The organism is Vibrio sp. Isolate22 (assembly GCF_022398115.1).
Taxonomy (GTDB): Bacteria; Pseudomonadota; Gammaproteobacteria; order Enterobacterales; family Vibrionaceae; genus Vibrio.
The window spans coordinates 93,006-112,938 of record NZ_JAKEUW010000012.1; the positions used below are offsets into that span (position 1 = coordinate 93,006).

At 44.8% G+C, this 19,933-nt stretch carries 22 protein-coding genes; 11 read left to right on the forward strand and 11 right to left on the reverse strand.

What is annotated here, in order from left to right:
• Positions 1-75: 75 nt before the first annotated feature.
• From frr to rpsB, 4 genes are all read right to left on the reverse strand, one after another.
• Positions 76-633, reverse strand: coding sequence for a ribosome recycling factor (gene frr, locus L1D55_RS09430; RefSeq protein WP_004738588.1), 558 nt, complete (start codon positions 631-633; stop codon positions 76-78).
• 98 nt (positions 634-731) lie between these two features.
• Positions 732-1,463: a UMP kinase gene (pyrH, locus tag L1D55_RS09435; protein WP_239917250.1), complete on the reverse strand. Its 732-nt coding sequence runs from the start codon at positions 1,461-1,463 to the stop codon at positions 732-734.
• A 161-nt stretch (positions 1,464-1,624) separates the two neighbouring features.
• Complete coding sequence (tsf, locus tag L1D55_RS09440) at positions 1,625-2,470, reverse strand: translation elongation factor Ts (protein ID WP_102423122.1); 846 nt, start codon at positions 2,468-2,470, stop codon at positions 1,625-1,627.
• A 141-nt stretch (positions 2,471-2,611) separates the two neighbouring features.
• A complete protein-coding gene (rpsB, locus tag L1D55_RS09445; RefSeq protein ID WP_032546326.1) occupies positions 2,612-3,343 on the reverse strand; it encodes a 30S ribosomal protein S2 in 732 nt (243 codons plus the stop codon).
• 458 nt (positions 3,344-3,801) lie between these two features.
• Here rpsB and map point away from each other — a divergent pair, with 458 nt between their 5' ends.
• From map to L1D55_RS09460, 3 genes are all read left to right on the forward strand, one after another.
• On the forward strand, positions 3,802-4,680 hold the full coding sequence (gene map, locus L1D55_RS09450; RefSeq protein WP_004738580.1) for a type I methionyl aminopeptidase: 879 nt from the start codon (positions 3,802-3,804) through the stop codon (positions 4,678-4,680).
• Positions 4,681-4,819: 139 nt separating this feature from the next.
• Positions 4,820-7,441, forward strand: coding sequence for a bifunctional uridylyltransferase/uridylyl-removing protein GlnD (gene glnD, locus L1D55_RS09455; protein ID WP_171367865.1), 2,622 nt, complete (start codon positions 4,820-4,822; stop codon positions 7,439-7,441).
• 182 nt (positions 7,442-7,623) lie between these two features.
• Entirely contained in the window at positions 7,624-8,007 is a 384-nt protein-coding gene (locus tag L1D55_RS09460; protein ID WP_004738577.1) for a DUF3461 family protein, read from the forward strand.
• 104 nt (positions 8,008-8,111) lie between these two features.
• Here L1D55_RS09460 and truC read toward each other — a convergent pair whose 3' ends face one another.
• Together truC and L1D55_RS09470 are read right to left on the reverse strand one after the other, a co-directional pair.
• Positions 8,112-8,861, reverse strand: coding sequence for a tRNA pseudouridine(65) synthase TruC (gene truC, locus L1D55_RS09465; protein WP_239917251.1), 750 nt, complete (start codon positions 8,859-8,861; stop codon positions 8,112-8,114).
• Positions 8,861-9,175 (reverse strand): YqcC family protein, encoded by a 315-nt coding sequence (locus L1D55_RS09470; RefSeq protein ID WP_105057493.1) that lies wholly within the window; start codon positions 9,173-9,175, stop codon positions 8,861-8,863. The genes truC and L1D55_RS09470 overlap by 1 nt, the downstream gene beginning before the upstream one ends.
• An 86-nt stretch (positions 9,176-9,261) precedes the next feature.
• On the opposite strand from L1D55_RS09470, the gene L1D55_RS09475 reads away from it, so the two are divergent.
• Both L1D55_RS09475 and L1D55_RS09480 read left to right on the forward strand, forming a co-directional pair.
• Complete coding sequence (locus L1D55_RS09475) at positions 9,262-10,302, forward strand: DUF3549 family protein (protein ID WP_239917252.1); 1,041 nt, start codon at positions 9,262-9,264, stop codon at positions 10,300-10,302.
• Positions 10,303-10,390: 88 nt separating this feature from the next.
• On the forward strand, positions 10,391-10,699 hold the full coding sequence (locus L1D55_RS09480) for a DUF3301 domain-containing protein (protein ID WP_032498839.1): 309 nt from the start codon (positions 10,391-10,393) through the stop codon (positions 10,697-10,699).
• Here L1D55_RS09480 and L1D55_RS09485 read toward each other — a convergent pair.
• Entirely contained in the window at positions 10,665-11,183 is a 519-nt protein-coding gene (locus L1D55_RS09485; RefSeq protein WP_004738571.1) for a GNAT family N-acetyltransferase, read from the reverse strand. The two genes, L1D55_RS09480 and L1D55_RS09485, sit on opposite strands and share 35 nt — an antisense overlap.
• 749 nt (positions 11,184-11,932) lie before the next feature.
• Here L1D55_RS09485 and L1D55_RS09490 point away from each other — a divergent pair.
• The 3 genes from L1D55_RS09490 (at position 11,933) to L1D55_RS09500 (ending at position 13,572) form a co-directional block, all read left to right on the forward strand.
• Positions 11,933-12,220, forward strand: coding sequence for a hypothetical protein (locus tag L1D55_RS09490; RefSeq protein ID WP_128159662.1), 288 nt, complete (start codon positions 11,933-11,935; stop codon positions 12,218-12,220).
• 64 nt (positions 12,221-12,284) lie between these two features.
• Positions 12,285-12,728, forward strand: coding sequence for a YaiI/YqxD family protein (locus tag L1D55_RS09495; protein WP_004738567.1), 444 nt, complete (start codon positions 12,285-12,287; stop codon positions 12,726-12,728).
• A 118-nt stretch (positions 12,729-12,846) separates the two neighbouring features.
• Positions 12,847-13,572 (forward strand): MipA/OmpV family protein, encoded by a 726-nt coding sequence (locus L1D55_RS09500; protein ID WP_239917253.1) that lies wholly within the window; start codon positions 12,847-12,849, stop codon positions 13,570-13,572.
• 75 nt (positions 13,573-13,647) lie between these two features.
• On the opposite strand, the gene L1D55_RS09505 is transcribed toward L1D55_RS09500, so the two are convergent.
• The 3 genes from L1D55_RS09505 to L1D55_RS09515 form a co-directional block, all read right to left on the reverse strand.
• Positions 13,648-15,234, reverse strand: coding sequence for an AbgT family transporter (locus L1D55_RS09505; RefSeq protein ID WP_137407911.1), 1,587 nt, complete (start codon positions 15,232-15,234; stop codon positions 13,648-13,650).
• Between the two features lie 388 nt (positions 15,235-15,622).
• Entirely contained in the window at positions 15,623-15,751 is a 129-nt protein-coding gene (ykgO, locus tag L1D55_RS09510; RefSeq protein ID WP_239917254.1) for a type B 50S ribosomal protein L36, read from the reverse strand.
• 7 nt (positions 15,752-15,758) lie between these two features.
• Entirely contained in the window at positions 15,759-16,019 is a 261-nt protein-coding gene (locus L1D55_RS09515; RefSeq protein WP_239917255.1) for a type B 50S ribosomal protein L31, read from the reverse strand.
• A 122-nt stretch (positions 16,020-16,141) separates the two neighbouring features.
• On the opposite strand from L1D55_RS09515, the gene tsaA reads away from it, so the two are divergent.
• The 3 genes from tsaA (at position 16,142) to L1D55_RS09530 (ending at position 19,534) form a co-directional block, all read left to right on the forward strand.
• Positions 16,142-16,837 (forward strand): tRNA (N6-threonylcarbamoyladenosine(37)-N6)-methyltransferase TrmO, encoded by a 696-nt coding sequence (gene tsaA, locus L1D55_RS09520; protein ID WP_239917256.1) that lies wholly within the window; start codon positions 16,142-16,144, stop codon positions 16,835-16,837.
• 101 nt (positions 16,838-16,938) lie between these two features.
• Complete coding sequence (locus L1D55_RS09525; protein WP_008222926.1) at positions 16,939-18,657, forward strand: proline--tRNA ligase; 1,719 nt, start codon at positions 16,939-16,941, stop codon at positions 18,655-18,657.
• Between the two features lie 202 nt (positions 18,658-18,859).
• On the forward strand, positions 18,860-19,534 hold the full coding sequence (locus L1D55_RS09530) for a tellurite resistance TerB family protein (RefSeq protein ID WP_239917257.1): 675 nt from the start codon (positions 18,860-18,862) through the stop codon (positions 19,532-19,534).
• 181 nt (positions 19,535-19,715) lie between these two features.
• On the opposite strand, the gene L1D55_RS09535 is transcribed toward L1D55_RS09530, so the two are convergent.
• On the reverse strand, positions 19,716-19,933 hold a 218-nt coding region (locus tag L1D55_RS09535), incomplete at its 5' end, for an IS3 family transposase (RefSeq protein WP_239915817.1).

Sequence of the window (19,933 nt, forward strand, 5' to 3'; positions counted from 1 at the left end):
AGTCGAACAGAGTAGCATAAAAAAACGCTGAACAGTGAGTACAGCGTTTTTCCGGAAAGAAAAGAATATGGAAAATTAAACTTCCATCAACTCTTTTTCTTTAGTTGCTAGAACTTCGTCTACGTTCTTAACCGCAGCGTCAGTTAGCTTTTGAATTTCGTCTTGTGCTTTACGATCTTCATCTTCAGAGATTTCTTTGTCTTTAAGAAGTGCTTTTAGATCGCCATTCGCGTCACGACGGATGTTACGGATAGCAACACGGCCACCTTCAGCTTCGCCACGAACGATTTTAACTAGGTCTTTACGACGCTCTTCCGTTAGCGGTGGAAGTGGAACACGGATAACCGTACCCGCAGACATAGGGTTTAGACCTAGGTCAGATGTCATGATCGCTTTTTCAACTAGAGGCGTTAGTGTTTTATCAAACACTGTGATTGCTAGAGTACGTGCGTCTTCAGCAATAACGTTAGCAACCTGAGTCAAAGGCGTTGGTGCACCGTAGTACTCTACTGTAAGGCCAGAAAGTAGGCTTGGGTGTGCACGACCTGTACGAATCTTTTGCAGGCTGTTTCTTAGTGCATCAACACTTTTTTCCATGCGCTCTTGAGCGTCTTTTTTGATTTCGTTAATCACAATTTCACCTTGATTATGTTCTTTCTTCAAGAAAGCTTTTTATTTGGAGTGATAAGGATAAAGCTTACCAGAGTATAGCCCCCAGTAAGCCCGAAAAATTAGTCAGCGTCGCTGATTAATGTACCTTCAGTTTCACCCATCACCACGCGGCGTAGTGCGCCTGGCTTATTCATGTTAAATACACGGATTGGCATTTTGTGATCACGTGCTAGCGTAAATGCAGCCAAGTCCATTACTTTAAGCTCTTTCTCAAGAACTGTGTTGTAAGACAAAGCATCATACAGCTCTGCGTCTGGGTTTGCTACTGGGTCAGCAGTAAATACACCATCTACTTTTGTCGCTTTTAGAACTACGTCAGCTTCGATTTCGATACCACGTAGACATGCAGCAGAGTCAGTAGTGAAGAATGGGTTACCAGTACCAGCAGAGAAGATCACAACGCGACCTTGACGTAGTTGGCTGATTGCATCTGCCCAGTTGTAGTCGTCACACACACCTTTTAGAGGGATTGCAGACATTACACGTGCGTTTACGTAAGCACGGTGCAGAGCGTCACGCATAGCAAGGCCGTTCATTACTGTTGCAAGCATACCCATGTGGTCGCCGACAACGCGGTTCATGCCAGCTTCAGCAAGACCAGCACCACGGAACAGGTTACCGCCACCGATAACAACACCAACTTGAACGCCTAGTTCAACCAATTCTTTTACTTCTTGAGCCATACGATCAAGGATCGTTGGGTCAATACCAAAACCTTCTTCGCCTTGTAGCGCTTCACCGCTAAGTTTTAACAGAATACGTTGATACGCTGGTTTAGGGTTCGTAGTCATGGAGTTTACCTTCCAAAGAGTTGATGATTAACAGTCATGGATAAAAACTGAGTAAGTCAGTTTGCATTCATAACCGCTAACGTTGCCTTCAAAAATAGTTCACTATTCATAAAAAGACCGCAGCATTTGCCACGGTCTTTTTTCAAACAATACGCTAAGGATTAACCTTTTTGTACCGCTGCAACTTCGTCAGCGAAGCTCATTTCAGCAGCTTTCTCAATACCTTCACCAACTTCTAGACGTACGAAGTTAGATACTGCAGCGCCTTTTTCTTTAAGGATTTCGCCAACAGTTTTCTTAGGTTCCATGATGAAAGCTTGACCTGTTAGAGAGATTTCGCCCGTGAATTTCTTCATGCGGCCGATAACCATTTTCTCAGCGATCTCTTGAGGCTTACCTTCGTTCATAGCGATTTCAACTTGAACTTCTTTCTCTTTAGCAACTACGTCTGCTGGTACGTCTTCTGGGTTAACAAACTCAGGACGAGAAGCAGCTACGTGCATAGCAACGTGCTTAAGAGTTTCAGCTTCGCCTTCACCAGCTACAACAACACCGATTTTCTCACCGTGACGGTAAGAAGCTAGAGCAGCACCTTGTACGTATGCTACGCGACGGATGTTGATGTTTTCGCCGATTTTTGCAACTAGAGCAACGCGAGTTTCTTCGAACTTAGCTTGTAGCTCTTCTACAGAAGCTTGAGTAGCTACTGCGTCAGCTGCTACTTCTTCTGCGAATGCAGTGAAGCTAGCATCTTTTGCTACGAAGTCAGTTTGGCAGTTAACTTCAAGAAGAACAGCTACACCGTTCTCTTCTTTGATGATGATTGCGCCTTCAGCAGCAACGTTACCAGCTTTCTTAGCTGCTTTCGCTGCGCCAGATTTACGCATGTTTTCAATTGCTAGTTCGATGTCAGCGTTTGCTTCTACAAGCGCTTTCTTACATTCCATCATGCCAGCGCCAGTGCGCTCGCGAAGTTCTTTAACTAGAGCAGCAGTTACAGTTGCCATTCTCTATTCCTCGGTTGATTCGAAAATAAGGTAAAAATCAGGGGCCAAAATGAGGCCCCCGATCTAACTATAACTTAGCTTACATTTAATAAAGATTTCAAAATCTATATTAGCTAAGCCAAGCGTGATTCAGAGCCGCTATTATTCAGCTTCTACAAAACCATCTTTTTCAGCAGCTACAGCAGCAACGTCTTTGTTACGACCTTCTTTAACCGCGTCTGCAGCAGCGTTTAGGTAAAGCTGTACTGCACGGATTGCATCGTCGTTACCTGGGATAACGAAGTCAACGCCGTCTGGGTTAGAGTTAGTATCAACTACAGCGTAAACTGGGATACCTAGGTTGTTTGCTTCTTTAACTGCGATGTGTTCGTGATCAGCATCGATTACGAATAGAGCGTCTGGTAGGCCGCCCATGTTCTTGATACCACCAAGAGACTTCTCTAGCTTCTCCATTTCACGAGTGCGCATTAGAGCTTCTTTCTTAGTTAGCTTGTCGAAAGTACCGTCTTGAGCTTGCGCTTCAAGTTCTTTCAGACGCTTGATAGACTGACGAACAGTTTTGTAGTTCGTTAGCATACCGCCTAACCAGCGGTTGTTAACGTAGAACTGGTTGCTGTTTACAGCAGCTTCTTTAACAGCTTCAGATGCAGCGCGCTTAGTACCAACGAAAAGAACTTTACCTTTCTTCTCACCAACTTTAGCGATTTCTGCTAGAGCTTCGTTGAACATTGGTACAGTTTTTTCTAGGTTGATGATATGTACTTTGTTACGAGCACCAAAGATGAATGGCTTCATTTTTGGGTTCCAGTAACGAGTTTGGTGACCGAAGTGAACACCAGCTTTAAGCATATCGCGCATTGATACAGTTGCCATTTTAAAATCCTCTATGGGGTTAGGCCTCCACATCCCCCATGAATCCGACCCCTAACAACTAACCACTTTTCAGCCGTTATCTGTGTTGTTGAAGCACCCCGGAACATGTGACGGAATGTGTGTGATTTAAAGATATAAGTTAGTGGATACCAAAGCCTGTTTCGCCAGTTGGAGAAAACAGTCCTGATGTCCGGCGCGCTTTATACCATATTTTGTCTATCTATGGCTAGAAAAAAATCGAAAAATGGCGACTGCTATACTGATCTCTAAAGGCAATTTTCCTCTATAAAATAGTGTCTATATCAAACGGCTTCTGCATCCGTTAGCCGAGCATTATTTAATCACGTTAACAGTATCCACCAGTATTGTACGGACATGGTAATGTTGCGCTAAATTGCTGCACTGATAGAATAGCCCCAATATGCACACTTAGGTGCTACCAAATTAAGAGATATGCAATGGCTGTAAAAATTAAAACTGCTGAAGAAATCGAAAAAATGCGCGTCGCCGGCAAACTGGCTGCTGAAATTCTAGAGATGATCGAACCTCATATCCAAGTAGGTACGACGACAGAAGAACTAAACCAAATCTGTCATGACTACGCTCTAGAAAGAGGCGCATACTCAGCACCACTTGATTACCACGGTTTCCCTAAGTCTATCTGTACGTCTATCAACCACATCGTGTGTCACGGTATTCCAGCATCACAAGACGAAACTGGTAGCACAGGTCAATTTAAGCCTGCTGTACTTAAAGATGGCGACATCCTTAACGTAGATATCACGGTAATCATCCCTGACGACGAAAATGCAGATCTAAGCACTCGCCCTCAAGGCTACCACGGTGATACCTCTAAGATGTTCCTTGTGGGTGAAGTATCACCTGCAAACAAGCGTCTATGCATGGTTGCTCAAGAAGCACTTTACGAAGGCATGCGCCAAGTGAAGCCAGGTGTTCAACTTGGTCAAATCGGTACGGCGATTGAGAAGTACATCAAGACCAACAACAAGAACAACCCGCGCGCTAAGTTCTCTATTGTTAAAGATTACTGTGGTCACGGTATCGGTTCTGAGTTCCACGAAGATCCGCAAGTTGTACACTACAAAAACAACGACCGCACAGTACTGAAAGCGGGCATGTGTTTCACTATCGAGCCAATGATCAACGCCGGTAAGTTTGGCTGCCGTCTTGATGACGAAGATAGCTGGACAGTGTACACAGCAGACAGCAAGAACTCGGCTCAATGGGAGCACACACTAGTCGTAACAGACACAGGTTGTGAAGTTCTAACACTGCGTAGCGATGATACAATTCCACGTATCATGAAAAACGCTTAGTTCACTGAGCTAAACGCATCAAACTTTTAAAAATATCCTCGCATTGTCGAGGATATTTTTTTATCCGCTCAATTTCGATTTTCCACCAGCTTCTGGTAAATTGTTTAATATTCTCATTTGCTTGCACGGATAGCAGACTATGCCTTATCAATGCCCTCTTACGTTCAATGACGAACAAATTGAAATCTGCGAATTAAAAAATCAGCTCGAGATCTTCACGCAGTACCAAAAAAATGAATTCCTAAATCACCACCCTGTCACTGACTTGGTATTGCTCCGCTCTGAATACATGGACTTGTTACTCAGACGCTTATGGGAGCACTTCGGTTTCAGCAACCTACCTCATATCTCGCTAGTTGCTGTGGGCGGTTATGGTCGTGGTGAACTTCACCCGCTGTCAGACATTGATATCTTAATCGTATCTCAAAAAACATTGCCACCAGCCCTAGGTGAAAAAGTCAGTCAGTTCATCACCTTGCTGTGGGATTTAAGGCTCGAAGTTGGCCACGCGGTGCGTACCATTGCTGAGTGTATTGATATTGGTTTCGATGATCTAACCGTTGCTACCAACCTACAAGAATCACGCTTGTTGTGCGGCAGTGAAGATACCTTTCAAGAGCTTAAACTGAAGATTCATTCCGATTCATTTTGGCCAAGTGAGACCTTCTACAAGGCAAAGATTCAAGAACAGAGAGAGCGTCATGCGCGGTACCACGATACCACTTACAACCTTGAACCTGATATCAAGTCTACGCCAGGCGGTCTACGAGACATCCACACTCTCAGCTGGGTAGCTCGTCGTCACTTCGGTGCGACCTCTTTACTTGAAATGAGCAAGTACGGCTTCCTTACTGATGCCGAGTATCGTGAGCTCGTAGAATGCCAAGACTTCTTATGGCGCGTTCGCTTCGCACTGCATATTGAGCTGCGCCGCTACGACAATCGCCTGACGTTTGCCCATCAAGCACAGGTCGCTGAACACCTTGGCTATACAGGTGAAGGCAACCGTGGTGTCGAGATGATGATGAAGGAGTTTTATCGAACCCTTCGCCGCGTGGCAGAGCTCAACAAAATGCTGCTCAAGCTATTCGACCAAGCGATCATTAATGGTGGTGAGACAGAAGAAGCTGAAATTCTCGACAATGACTTCCAACGCCGAGGTTCATTGATAGAAGCGCGCAAGCCTGCCCTATTCCAAGCAAGGCCGGAGACCATTCTCGATATGTTTATCCATATCGCCAATGACTCTTCCATCGAAGGGGTTAGCCCTCCAACATTGCGACAACTGCGTACAGCACGTCGCAGGCTCAACCGCTTCCTACATACTATCCCAGAAGCGCGTGAGAAGTTTATGACTCTGGTTCGCCACCCCAATGCACTGCACAAAGCGTTTAGCTTGATGCACAAATTGGGCGTGCTCTCAGCGTATCTACCGCAGTGGAGCCAGATCGTCGGCCAGATGCAATTCGACCTGTTCCATGTTTACACCGTCGATGAACACAGTATTCGACTGCTCAAGCACATCAATCGCTTTAGTCAAATTGAAAACCACGACAAGCACCCTATCTGTTGTGAAGTCTACCCACGAGTACAAAAGAAAGAGCTGCTGATCCTAGCCGCTATCTTCCACGACATCGGTAAAGGTCGTGGTGGTGATCACTCAGAGATTGGGGCGGTCGAAGCGTACTCTTTCTGTATTGAGCATGGCTTATCAAAACCAGAAGCCAAGCAAGTGGCATGGCTAGTACAAAACCACTTGTTGATGTCTGTTACTGCCCAACGTCGCGATATCTACGACCCAGAAGTGATAACCGAATTCGCCAAAAAGGTCCGTGACGAAGAGTCGCTAGAGCTATTGGTTTGCTTAACCGTTGCCGACATCTGTGCAACCAACCCAGAGCTATGGAACAGTTGGAAACGAACCCTACTCGCAGAGCTATTCCACTCAACTCAGCGCGCACTTCGCCGCGGCTTGGAAAACCCAGTCGACGTTCGAGATCGTATTCGTCACAACCAACAAATGGCATCTGCACTGCTACGTAAAGAAGGCTTCACCGCTCGTGAGATCGAGGTGTTGTGGCAACGCTTTAAAGCCGATTACTTCTTACGTCATACCCATAAGCAGATTGCATGGCATTGTGAACATTTACTACGCCTAGAAGATCCAAGCCAGCCTTTAGTTTTGATCAGCAAAAAAGCGACACGAGGCGGAACAGAAGTATTTGTTTACTGCAAAGACCAAGCAGCACTGTTTGCTACCGTGGTTGCCGAGCTCGACAGACGTAACTTCAACGTTCACGACGCTCAGGTTATGGCAAGCAAAGATGGTCATGTTCTTGATACCTTTATCGTGCTAGACCAGCATGGCAATGCGATTGACGAAGCAAGACACAAGGCTGTCGCAAAACATCTAACCCATGTTCTAGCCGATGGTCGCCCTACAAAGATTAAAACACGTCGTACACCGCGTAACTTACAACACTTTAAGGTCAAGACTCTGGTTGAGTTCCTACCAACTAAGAGTAAAAAACGTACCTTGATGGAACTAAGAGCACTCGATACGCCTGGGTTACTGGCACAAGTTGGTGCAACCTTCGCAGAGTTAGGTATCAACCTACATGGCGCTAAAATTACGACCATTGGCGAACGTGCAGAGGATTTGTTTATTCTGACCAGTGACACAGGTGGGCGACTTTCTGAAGAGCAAGAACAGGCGCTCAGAGAAAGACTGACCGAGCATGTTTCTGAGCTTGCGCCTTAGAACGCGAATGAAGTACAACTCGCCGGTTTAATGAGGAAATAAGTGTGGGCAAAGATAGAGAGCGATCTTGCCCACAACTTACAATCAATTCACAGATATCAACTATCTAGCTCGTCGTTAGGCTGCTACATTGATTAAGTCAATTACATAAAAGTATTACATTCATAAACTAGAGGTCGCTTATGTATCCAAACCTCACAGGCTTAGGTATCCACGAGCCTAAACAGATTGAACGTTACTCCCTTCGCCAAGAAGCACACAAAGATATCCTTAAGATTTATTTTCGTAAGCAGAAAGGCGAATTGTTCGCGAAAAGCGTTAAGTTTAAGTACCCACGACAAGTGAAAAGTGTGCTTGTTAGCGGTGGCAATAATCAATACAAAGAAGTGACTGAGATTAACCGCAACCTCACGCTTGTGATTGATGAGCTTAATAAGATCACCAAACCTACGCCAACCACTGAGATGGATGTAAAACAGAAGATCCTGACCGACTTGCGCCATTTAGAGAAGGTTGTGTCTAGCAAGATCGCTGAGATCGAAGCGGATCTAGAAAAACTAAAATGATCCCGATGCTAGGCAACTAATGACTAACGTTGGTTGATCTACTCAGATTATACAGACAAGAAAAAGGGCTGATATCACTATCAGCCCTTTGTTTTATCTAACTTTTATTTAGACGACCGTACTTGTGCATCGACTAAATTTGTATCCCATTCAAAGGCTTCAAATAATTGTAGCCAAGTTTCATCAAGGCTTGCCTTCATCACTAATTCTTCTTTCGTGAAAGGGTGAATAAAGCGTAACTCTGAAGCGTGCAGTAACAAACGGTGTGAATCCAAGTTTTCACGGAACAGTCGGTTATGCTTGCCATCACCGTGAGAAGTATCGCCAACAATTGGGTGTCTTAGGTGGGCCATATGACGGCGCAGCTGATGTTTACGGCCCGTCTTCGGCAACATCTCTACTAAGCAGTAACGGCTCGTTGGAAAACGCCCTGTCGAATATGGTACTTCCACTTTTGCTAACGGTTCATAAGCCGTCACGGCCTCTTGTGCTTCCTTGTCCTCTTTTGCAAATTTATCCGCAATCTTGTCTAGTTCGACCTTGAGTGGGTAATCAAGCGTATCGCCCTCTTCTATCCAACCACGAACAATTGCATGATAAGTCTTTTGCATCTCATGGTTAGCGAACATCGGCATCACCTCAGAAGCCACTTCACTTGAGAGTGCGAACACCAATACGCCAGAAGTCGGCCTATCTAAACGGTGCAATGGGAACACGTGTTGACCAATTTGGTCACGCAGAGTCTGCATCACAAACTGAGTCTCATGTTTATCTAGCCATGAGCGGTGCACCAGCATTCCTGCAGGCTTATTTACCGCGACAAAGTACTCATCTTGATAAATGATCTCTAACATTAGGCGCATACCTCATCAATGCTTTGAATCGTCACTAGTAGCTCAGCTTTGTCCGCCTCGTTTTTCCATACTTCACCAAAATATGGATGAATAGCAAACCCTTTAGGTAAAGGCATTTGCGCGTCAATCATCGCATTGATCTTTACGATGAAGATCCACTGTAGCCACTCTTCGGGTTGCAGTGAATCGATAGCAAAAGGTTCAACGCTCGCCAGAGCTTCATCCGACGGTGCAACGCTACTCCACAGAGAGCATTGGCGCATTTGTTGTTCTAATTGTTGAAGTAATGGAGGTAACTTTGTGGCAGCTGTCATTTTTCACCAAGTTATTTATCTAGTGACCTTGAAATTGGGGCATAGAGTACCATCTATTGAGGAAAGAAAGTTAGGAGCTTATTACTATGGAAACCATTCACACGCTCACTCAGTTATTGAAGAATAGCGGTTGCCAATACGATATCTACGATCTTGGTCGTCGTATCCAGAAAATCGACAACACCTTATTCTCAGATGTTGAGCAAGGGAAACAGCCATACCCATTTCCACTTCAGAAACAAGCTCACTTAGCGATCAGCTACTGGAATGAACAGAAGCAGCCATGGATCTGGTTCTTAAAATTCAAACTGGATGAAAGAGGTCTACTTAACCAAGCCGATGTAGGTAACTTTTTGAAGTTCGTATTAGAAGCGATGGGCACGCGTTTAAGCGGTGAGATCAGCGAAGAGCAACAAGAGAAGCTGTCAAACAACCCATACACCTTCAAGCCTTCTGAAGACAAAATGGCGGTATTCCATAGCCAAGTAAGAGCAGAATTAGATCTTGCGACTAGCCAATACTATGAGCATGCTCAGCACTACTTCACCAGTGAATTAGGTTGGGACAATTGGCAGACTGTTGGCCTTCAAGGCATCACTGATATGTGTGCCCGTCTCGGCAGCCAACAAAACGGTGTCGCGATTCGTAAAGCCTTCAATAAGCTTCCTTCTGAGCCGCTTTACGCGACATTAGGCGCACTGGAGCACACACAAATTAATGACAAGCTAGCTCAACGCTTACAAGAGATGGCCGAGAACGAGATCAACAGCAATGAACCAGACCTGTTCTTGTTGTCTGCACTGGTGCGTGCCCTATCAGGTGCAGAGCCAAGCATCACCAATTCAGTAATTAACCAAGTTCTGGCGAGCCCGCGTTTAAGTCATCAAGAAGTACTGATTGGTTTAGCAGGCCGAAGCTGGCACGCTCTACAAGACCCAGCAATTGCTGAGCAATTCTTGTTGCGCCTCGCACAAACGGGCAATCAAAACCTATTCAACCAGCTATTTGCTGATCTAGTGATGATTCCAGCTCTGAGAATGGTATTTTTGCCATTGCTGAACTCAAACCCATCTCCAGAATTGGCGAATGCACTGATCGAGTTACAACAAGCTACTAAATCTCAGTAATACTTTAGCAACTCGCTGATAAGCCTGAATAAAACTGCTTAAAGCTAGGGTTAAATAGGAAGAAAAAGTAAAAGGAAGTATGGATTAAATGATAGATAACTTATTGGCTATTTTGTTTCTGTGCTTCTTTTGCTTTCTGTTTTGGCAGCAGCGCAGGCAATCTGAGCTTGCGAAAGCTGCCATTGCGAGAAAGTGTAAAGAGCTCGATTTGCAACTGTTAAGTGTTGCCTTTAGTGGTCATAAATTGAAGATGCGCCATGAACTCACGACCATTTGGCGCTGGCACACCATTTACCAATTTGAGTTTTCAGCGTTAGGGGATGACTGTTACAAAGGGAAACTGACCATGGTAGGTTTCCGTTCTATGCGGTTTGAGCTACAGCCTCATAGAATGTAACGTCGCAATAGGCGGTGTATCGATATTCATGATAAGGGCCAAACTGATCTTGTTTGGTCTCTTTAAATACAAAGCCAAGCTTTTCTAAAAGCTTGATCGATGGATTATGACCGACATTAACGGTCGCGAAAACATTCGTTAAACGCTCTTCAAAGCACACCAAATTAAAGAAAGGTTTCAGTACCTCACTGGCAAAACCTTGATTCCAATACTCTTTATCCAAGATAAAACCTAACTCGTGCTTACCTTCTTCTGATGAGATAAATACATGCCCAAGATATTCACGGGTTTGGTTATGGATAATGGCACGGCAAAAGCCGACGTTGTCTTGCAGTATCTCTTGAAATAGTTGCTTCGCAGAAGCGATAGAATGCGGCCCATTCATTTCTGCTCGATTAATCGGGCAGCAGTTGAGCTTGATGAAGTCGTGCTGTAGCTGTTCGGTATAAGGTACTAACAGCGTTCTTGAGGTTGCTATCGTCATAAAACACTCCTTGTGTTGACCGTTAGCAGAAAAGCAGATGTATTGCTCCTAAATAAAGAGCCTCTAGATGGGTGAAATGTCCAGATAAAGAAAAGCCCCGACACCGAAGTGTCAGGGCTAGGGTCTTACTCGCAGCAGTCCGGCTACTAATTAATGCTCCATGCATCATCCATAATAGTGGCTGTAATCCTTCAGCTCTTTCCTTTACTTCGCCGTCCTAGCGGTGTCCAATCATCCTGAAAGCTAACAATCCTAGTTAGCGCACATCACTTGTTCCGTGAGCGGTGTCCTTTACATCATCCTGATGCTAATCCAACCCTTTATCCTAAAGGTGTCCATTGTCATTCCATTGCAGCTAACTTCCTGTTAACTGACTGTGTCCCTACAATGTCCTTGCGCTCCATGCTTGATCACTCAATCCTAAGTAACCAAATCTTCATCCTGAAGATAACCAATTCCTTGGTGCTTTCCTGTTCCGTGTCAGAATCCTTCCGACAAGGTTTAATTTACGCGATTTAGGATTTCGGACAATAGATTTGCATCACATTTTGAATTCAACCAAGTTGTTAATTATATAAAACAATTAAAATTCAACACCTTAACCATATGCATATCAATTTCTCTAGAGAAGTATTCGCGTTATCTCACAGCGTTTGTAAGAGATCTCTCACACGCCATGGGCAGTTTTATGATTCGCTATCAGTCACCGGAGCGAGTAAAATGACCAAAGACTAAAAATGGAGGTCAACATGCTGACAAAAGATGTTTCTGAAGAGTTGAAATCAGTGCTTGAAGGACTGCAAGCACAAGGCAAAGAGCCAACCGTTGCGTTAGTAAAAGCTCGTATGAGTACATCGGTCCCAATGCCTGCGTTAATCACGACCATTAAAAGCTGGAAAAACGCGAACCGCGTTCCCAAGGTAGAAGTCGCTGCACAACAAGAGCCAGAGGTCGATCGTATTGGCCAACTAGAAAAACAAATTCTTGAACTTACCGCTCGCGTCGCCACGCTTGAAGCCAAATTAGCTGAGCAGTAAGTTAGCCGAGACGTAAGTTAACAAAAATAAATCAACAGATTAGCTAACAGAGAAATAGAACACTATGAAGATATGGGTTGATGCGGACGCTTGTCCTAAGGTTATCCGAGAAACCATCGTACGCGCAGCTGAGCGAACCGGTGTTGAATGCACCTTCATCGCGAATCACGTTGTCCCTGTACCGAAGCGTAACAACATTCACTCTATTCAAGTACCAAGCGGATTCGATATCGCCGACAATGAAATAGTAAAACGCACAGAGAAAGGCGATCTCGTGATTACTTCAGATATTCCTCTGGCTGACGAGGTTATAACTAAAGGCGCACTCGCGCTGAGTTCTCGTGGGGAGCTTTATACAAAAGAGACCATTAAAGCGCGCCTCAACATTCGCGACTTTATGGAAACTATGCGCTCAAGTGGCATCCAAACAGGTGGCCCAAGTTCACTGTCTCAAACCGACCGCCGTGAGTTCGCTAACCACCTTGATCGCCTACTAGCAAAGCGCTAACCCTCCCTTCTTCTCTAGAGAGATCTGGGAACGTCTTATTGAGGCAACAAAGCGCTCTGTGAAATTTTAATCGACCTACTCCGTTCTTGATATTTATTACAATAACGGAGTATTGATTATGGTTCGTCGCATTGCTTTAGCACTGTCCATCACTTTAGGAAGCACTCAACTTTCCTTCGCCAATCAAGAATATGGCATCGTTGGCGGCAGCCTCACCTACGGCGAAAGTGTTTTTTCTACCAAGAGTACCCCTCAACTTGGTGCGACACCCAACCTCTTCTATTCTGGTCCTAAAGGCTTTATTGATGGCAGCTTAGCAAACTGGCAACTGCTGCCTTTTGTCGGACTATCTGGAAACTGGCGGTTCGCTGAGGTATCAGATACCTTCGTTGACCTACCTAATGGCATTCAAGACAGAGATGGCAATGGCGAACTCGGGATAACGCTGGGAACAGTAGGCGCTAGGCTAACCTACTTACACGATGTAACCTCAGAGCATAATGGCTACGAAGTTCAGCTGCATCTAGGCAGGACGTTAGAAACATGGGCAAAGCCATTAACCATTACCCCCTACCTCGAAGTCGATTATCGTGACAAAAAACTCTCTAATCACCTCTACGGCATTTCAAGCAGCGAGTCCTCTGTATCAGGGCTAGATCAGTTTGATGCAGGGTCTACCTTTGTTTATCAAGCAGGGCTCATTGGCCTCTATGAATTTACACCACGCTGGATTGGTATTAGCAAGATGGAATTGACTCACCACGACTCGAACAGCCCTCTCATCCAAAGGGATGTAGGGTGGTCGCTGGAGGTTGGTTTAACCTACCGTTTTGCAGGCTTGTAGTCCCTATCTTCCAATAAAGAAAAAGCCCGCACACTGTGCAGGCTTTCGATGTAATCATAAAACAATGATTAGATTCTATGGCGTGTAGTACGTTGCTGCACCTGGGCCAACTGGCAGACCAAATACGAATACCCACACGTAGAACATTAAGCTCCAACCAACGATGAATACGATCGAGTATGGAAGCATAGTTGCAATCAAAGTACCAATACCTAGATTCTTCATGTAACGCGTTGCTACAGCAAGGATAAGACCGAAGTAGCTCATCATTGGAGTAATGATGTTCGTTGTTGAATCACCGATACGGTAAGCCGCTTGAATCGTTTCTGGTGCGTAACCAACAAGCATTAGCATTGGAACGAAGATAGGTGCTGTTACTGCCCACTGAGCAGACGCTGAACCGATCATTAGGTTAATGAAGCCACACATTAGGATGAATGCGAAGAACAACATTGGACCTGTTAGACCGATATCTTGTAGGAAGCTTGCGCCCGCTACTGCGAATACTTGACCGAAGTTAGTCCACTTGAAGAAAGCAACAAACTGAGCAGCAAAGAATACAAGTACGATGTACATGCCCATAGAAGACATAGACTTAGACATTGCATCGATAACATCGCGGTCAGTTTTCATTGTGCCGGTAACTTTACCGTAAACGAAACCAGGAACGGCGAAGAATACGAAGATGAACGCTACGATACTCTTAAGGAACGGAGAACCTGCTACCGTGCCAGCTGCAGAACGTAGAACACCATCTTCAGGAACAATTGTCCAAGCAAGAAGAGCTGATACTGCTAGAACTGCGATACCTGCTAGCTTAAGACCTTTCTTCTCAACGTCTGTTAGCTTGCCCATTGTATCGTTTGATAAATCTTCAGACGCTTCTTCGTCGTTGTATTTACCCAGTTTTGGTTCAACAATCTTCTCCGTTACGAATGCACCCGTAATTGCGATGAAGAAAGTAGAAACAAACATGAAGTACCAGTTTGATTCTGGACCAACTGTGTAAGTCGGGTCGATCATTTGTGCTGCTGTTTCTGTAATACCAGAAAGCAGTGGATCAACCGTACCGATTAGAAGGTTTGCAGAGTAACCACCAGATACACCAGCGAATGCTGCCGCTAGACCAGCAAGAGGGTGACGACCTAAAGAGTGGAAAAGCATTGCTGCAAGTGGAATCAGTACCACGTAACCTAGCTCTGAAGCTGTGTTAGAAATGATACCTGCGAATACCACAGTTACTGTAACCATGCGCTTAGATGCGCCCATTACCATGCCACGCATCGCAGCAGATAGTAGACCAGAGTGCTCAGCAATCGCTACACCTAGCATTGCAACAAGCACGGTACCTAATGGCGCAAAGCCAACAAAGTTTTTAACTAAATTAGTTACGATAAGCTGTAAGCCTTCAGCATTAAGTAAGCTTACAACGTGGATCATGCCGTCAGCAGCACGACCTGGAGCACCTTCTGGACGGGGGTCCATAACAGACACTTCAAAGTATCCTGCGATACCAGAAGTAACTAAGATTGCGACACAGAAGATTGCGAAAAGAGTGATCGGGTGGGGTAATAGATTCCCCAAATACTCAACACCATCGAGAAAACGGGTAAAAATAGGTTTCTTTGGCGAGTTGTTTTTTATTGAAGCTGATGAACTCATCAGTTCCCTCCTTGTAGTGATTCCTATGCAATTGTGACAAAAATGTTCAAATTGCAGGCGAAGGGTACGCGACAAAATTATCAATTAGAAATTCAAAATGTTACAAAATGTGTAACAAGCGACGATATCTAACTATATTTGAACAATTAATTAGCAAATTAAACCATAATAAACACAAAAACCAGCTTTATAATTTACAACCATACATTCACTATTAATATAACTTACGATATAACCTCTTGATTAGTTTAAAAATAAAGTTCGCCGCACGATAAATAACCACTCGGTATTTAATCAACTTGCATATGAAGGAAAAGAAAAACCGTTAAATGAATAAAGTTTGACTTTCCCCTCGTTTTTTACAGGTGTGTCACATCCAATTGACTGCTTATTTTTGAACCGCTTTGAACCTTGGGTTAGTTTTGCAAATTACATATAGGCGCCCTCTACGCTTAACGATTTGACAATCAGGGTGACGGCTCTTTGCGCTTTTAAGTGATTTTAAGTGATTTTGCAACCTTCATCTATTTAGCTCCCTTACCCAATTGACCAAAGCGGCGAGTAAAGTTCGCCATGCGACCTTCTTTATGAATCACTCGTTGCTTACCTGTATAGAAAGGATGAGACTTTGAAGACACTTCAATAGTGAAGTAAAGGTAAGTATTGCCATCTCCCCATTCGATCGTACGGTCTGTTTTCAAGGTTGAACCTATCAAGAAGTATTCATCAACACTGGTATCATGAAAAACCACAGTGCGGTAATCAGGATGGATATTTGGTTTCATTTGTTTCCCCTAAACCATCATTTGATATGTTATAACATTGCGAGTGTTAATTATTATCAAAAGAAAAACAAGTTATTTTGTGATATTTTCCGGCCATAGATCGTAATTAGAGAACGTCCCCCATGTACTCCATTGAACCTATTGGCTTTATAGAATCTCCCTATAAAGAGAAGTTCGCGGTACCAAGGCAGCCTAGGTTGGTGCCGACATCAACCTCTAGAGTAAGGCTTGTTGACGCGGCAAACTGCCTAGAGTCGGTTCGCAACATCGAGCAATTCAGCCATGTGTGGCTCCTATTTCTGTTCGACAAAAACCTTGAAGCGGGCTGGAAGCCGACGGTGAGGCCGCCTCGACTGGGTGGTAATGAACGCATTGGGGTTTTTGCATCTCGTGCCACATTCAGGCCCAATGGAATTGGCATGTCTGCGGTGGAGTTAAAAGGTGTATCTCAAGATAAAGGGCAAACTTGGCTAGACCTTGGCAGTGTCGATTTAGTCGACGGGACACCAATTATCGACATCAAGCCTTACATCCCCTACTCCGATTCCATTCCGGATGCACAGGGAGGGTTTGCAGCCGAAGAGCCAGAGGTGTTAGAGGTTAACTTTTCACAACAGGCACAAAGCAAACTGGCACAGCACCCAGAGGCTCGCCATATTATTCAAGTGATCAAAGAGGTATTAGGCCAAGATCCTCGCCCTGCCTATAAGAAAGGCAAGCCAGACAACAAGGAATATGCGGTAAATTTGTTCGATCTTAACGTGAAATTCGTTGTTGAGGCGTTTTTCATCAATGTAACTGACATTGAACGCTTTTGAGATCCCAAATAGGCTGATATTATATGCGGCTATATCGGATTTGCTGCTGCCTATAGCTGCAGTAAATTTACTTTTATTAATGATGAAACGGATACCATAGAATGCGTACCAGTAACTATCTTCTTTCTACTCTGAAAGAGACTCCAAACGACGCAGAAGTTATCAGCCACCAGCTGATGCTACGTGCAGGTATGATCCGTAAGCTAGCTTCAGGTTTATACACTTGGCTACCTACCGGTCTGCGTGTACTGCGTAAAGTCGAAAACATCGTTCGCCAAGAGATCGATAATGCAGGTGCAGTTGAGACTTTAATGCCCGTAGTGCAGCCGTTTGAGCTATGGGAAGAGACTGGTCGTAGCGAAAAAATGGGCCCAGAACTACTGCGCTTTACTGACCGTCATTCTCGTCCGTTTGTTCTTAGCCCAACAGCTGAAGAAGTAATCACTAGCCTAGTTCGTAACGAAGTAAACTCGTACAAACAGCTACCACTGAACTTGTACCAGATTCAAACTAAGTTCCGTGATGAGCGTCGTCCACGTTTCGGTGTTATGCGTGCTCGTGAATTCTCTATGATGGATGCGTACAGCTTCGACATCGACAAAGAAGGCCTAGAAAAGTCTTACCAAGCGATGCACGATGCTTACTGTAATGCATTCGACCGCATGGGTCTTGAGTACCGTCCAGTACTAGCAGACTCTGGCGCTATCGGTGGTAGTGGTTCTCAAGAGTTCCACGTACTAGCTGAAAGCGGCGAAGACCTAATCGCATTCTCTACAGAATCTGATTACGCAGCAAACATCGAGAAAGCTGAAGCACTTGCTCCTACTGAAGAAGCTGCTGCACCAACTCAAGAGATGGAACTGGTTGATACTCCAAACGCGAAAACTATCGCAGAATTGGTAGAGCAACACGGTCTAGCAATCGAGAAAACAGTTAAGACTCTATTCGTTAAAGCTTCTGATGAAGTAGATGCAGACATCATTGCTCTAATCATCCGTGGCGACCACGAACTGAACGAAGTGAAAGCGGAAAACCTTCCACAAGTTGCTTCTCCACTAGAGATGGCTTCTGAAGAAGAAATTCGTGCACTCGTTGGCGCTGGCCCAGGTTCACTTGGTCCTGTAGGCCTAGAGCTACCATTCATTGTTGACCGCTCTGTTGCTGTAATGAGCGACTTTGGCGCTGGTGCAAACGTAGATGGTAAGCACTACTTCGGTATCAACTGGGGTCGTGACGTTGAGCTTGCTCAAGTAGAAGACCTACGCAACGTTATCGAAGGCGACCTAAGCCCATGTGGTCAAGGTACACTTCAGCTTAAACGTGGTATCGAAGTTGGTCATATCTTCCAACTAGGGAACGTTTACTCACAAGCGATGAACTGTGGCGTGCTTGGTCCTGACGGTAAGAACGTTATCCTTGAGATGGGTTGTTACGGTATCGGTGTATCACGTGTTGTTGCTTCTGCAATCGAGCAGAACCATGACAAATACGGCATCATCTGGCCAGACGCACTAGCACCTTTCCAAGTTGCTATCGTTCCTATGAACATGCACAAGTCTGAAGAAGTTAAAGAAGCGGCTGAGAAGCTATACGCTGAACTAACAGCTATGGGTATCGAAGTACTATTCGATGACCGTAAAGAGCGTCCAGGCGTAATGTTCTCTGACATCGAGCTAATTGGTATCCCTCACACTATCGTGATCGGCGACCGCTCAATGAAAGAAGGTAACTTCGAATACAAGAACCGTCGTGCTGGTACTAAAGAAGCTGTTGCTATCGATTCAATCGTTGAACACGTTACTTCTCAATTTGCTAAATAAGCAAACTCAGCAAAGTACGTGATCTTGCCAAGCAAATAATAGAAGGCTGCCATCTGGCGGCCTTTTTTATTTCCCCTCTTCACCTTCACTCACTCTCTCATTTCTCGATAAAGTAAATAACGTAAGTTAATCCCCGGTTCATCTTTAAATACGTATATTGGATTCATCAACTCATTAGACGCGTTTACCATTGGAGGTATCGATGGATCTTAAAAGCCTACTTAACCAAGCACTTAAGTCAGACCTTGTTAAACAAGGCACTCAGAAACTCTCACAAAGCTCATCTGGCCTAAGCGGTCTTACACAAGGCAGTAGCAAAAGTACACTTGGCGCATTAGGCGCAGGAGCCGTTGGTGGCGGGTTGCTAGGAGCTCTCATGGGCTCAAAGAAAACCAAGAAGATTGGCAAGAAGGCCGTAGGTATTGGTGGAGCAGCTGCGCTTGGTGCATTGGCATACAAGGTATATAACGATTACCAAGCCAAACAAGGCACACCAGACTCATCTCCGCAAGCCACTTTTGATGAGCAAGATGCTTGTCATAATCTACTTATTCTACGCTCTATGATTGCGGCTTCTAAAGCGGACGGTCATGTCGATGAGCAAGAAATGGCGAAAATTGAACAAGCCGTCGAAAACATGGGGGCGGATTATCAGCTGACTAAGTTAGTGTCTGAAGAGCTGCACAAACCGCTCGACCCAAGCGAAATCGCTCAACTCGCAAGCTCACCGCAACAAGCTAGTGAGATCTACTTAGCCTCTTTGATTGTGGCTGACGAGCAGAACTTCATGGAAAAGTCTTATCTCAAAGAGCTCGCCAAGCAACTCAACCTTGCAGATGAAGTGAAATACCAGCTGGAGCAGCAAGTCGCGGGCTAGTCGACCAATCATTGGTTAACTGGTCACCTAATAAAGTGACAAACTTAAGCGCAATAAAATGAGATATGATCTGCTCCAGCCAGACTGGACACTTCACTAAGCGACATTTTGTTGTTCAAAGTTAACTGGGATTAGATACCCAAGAGCACTGTGATCTGCTCCAGCCAGACTGGACACTTCATTAAGCGACATTTTGTTGTTCAAAGTTAACTGGGCTTAGATACCCAAGAGCACTGTGCCTTCTCGTTCGATTATAATCAACCTCTATGTACTCGAAGATCGTTTGGCGCATCTGCTCTCTCGTCATAATCGGCTCATATTGGATCGCTTCCACTTTCATAGAATGGAAGAAACTCTCAACACAAGCATTGTCCCAGCAGTTTCCTTTCCTACTCATAC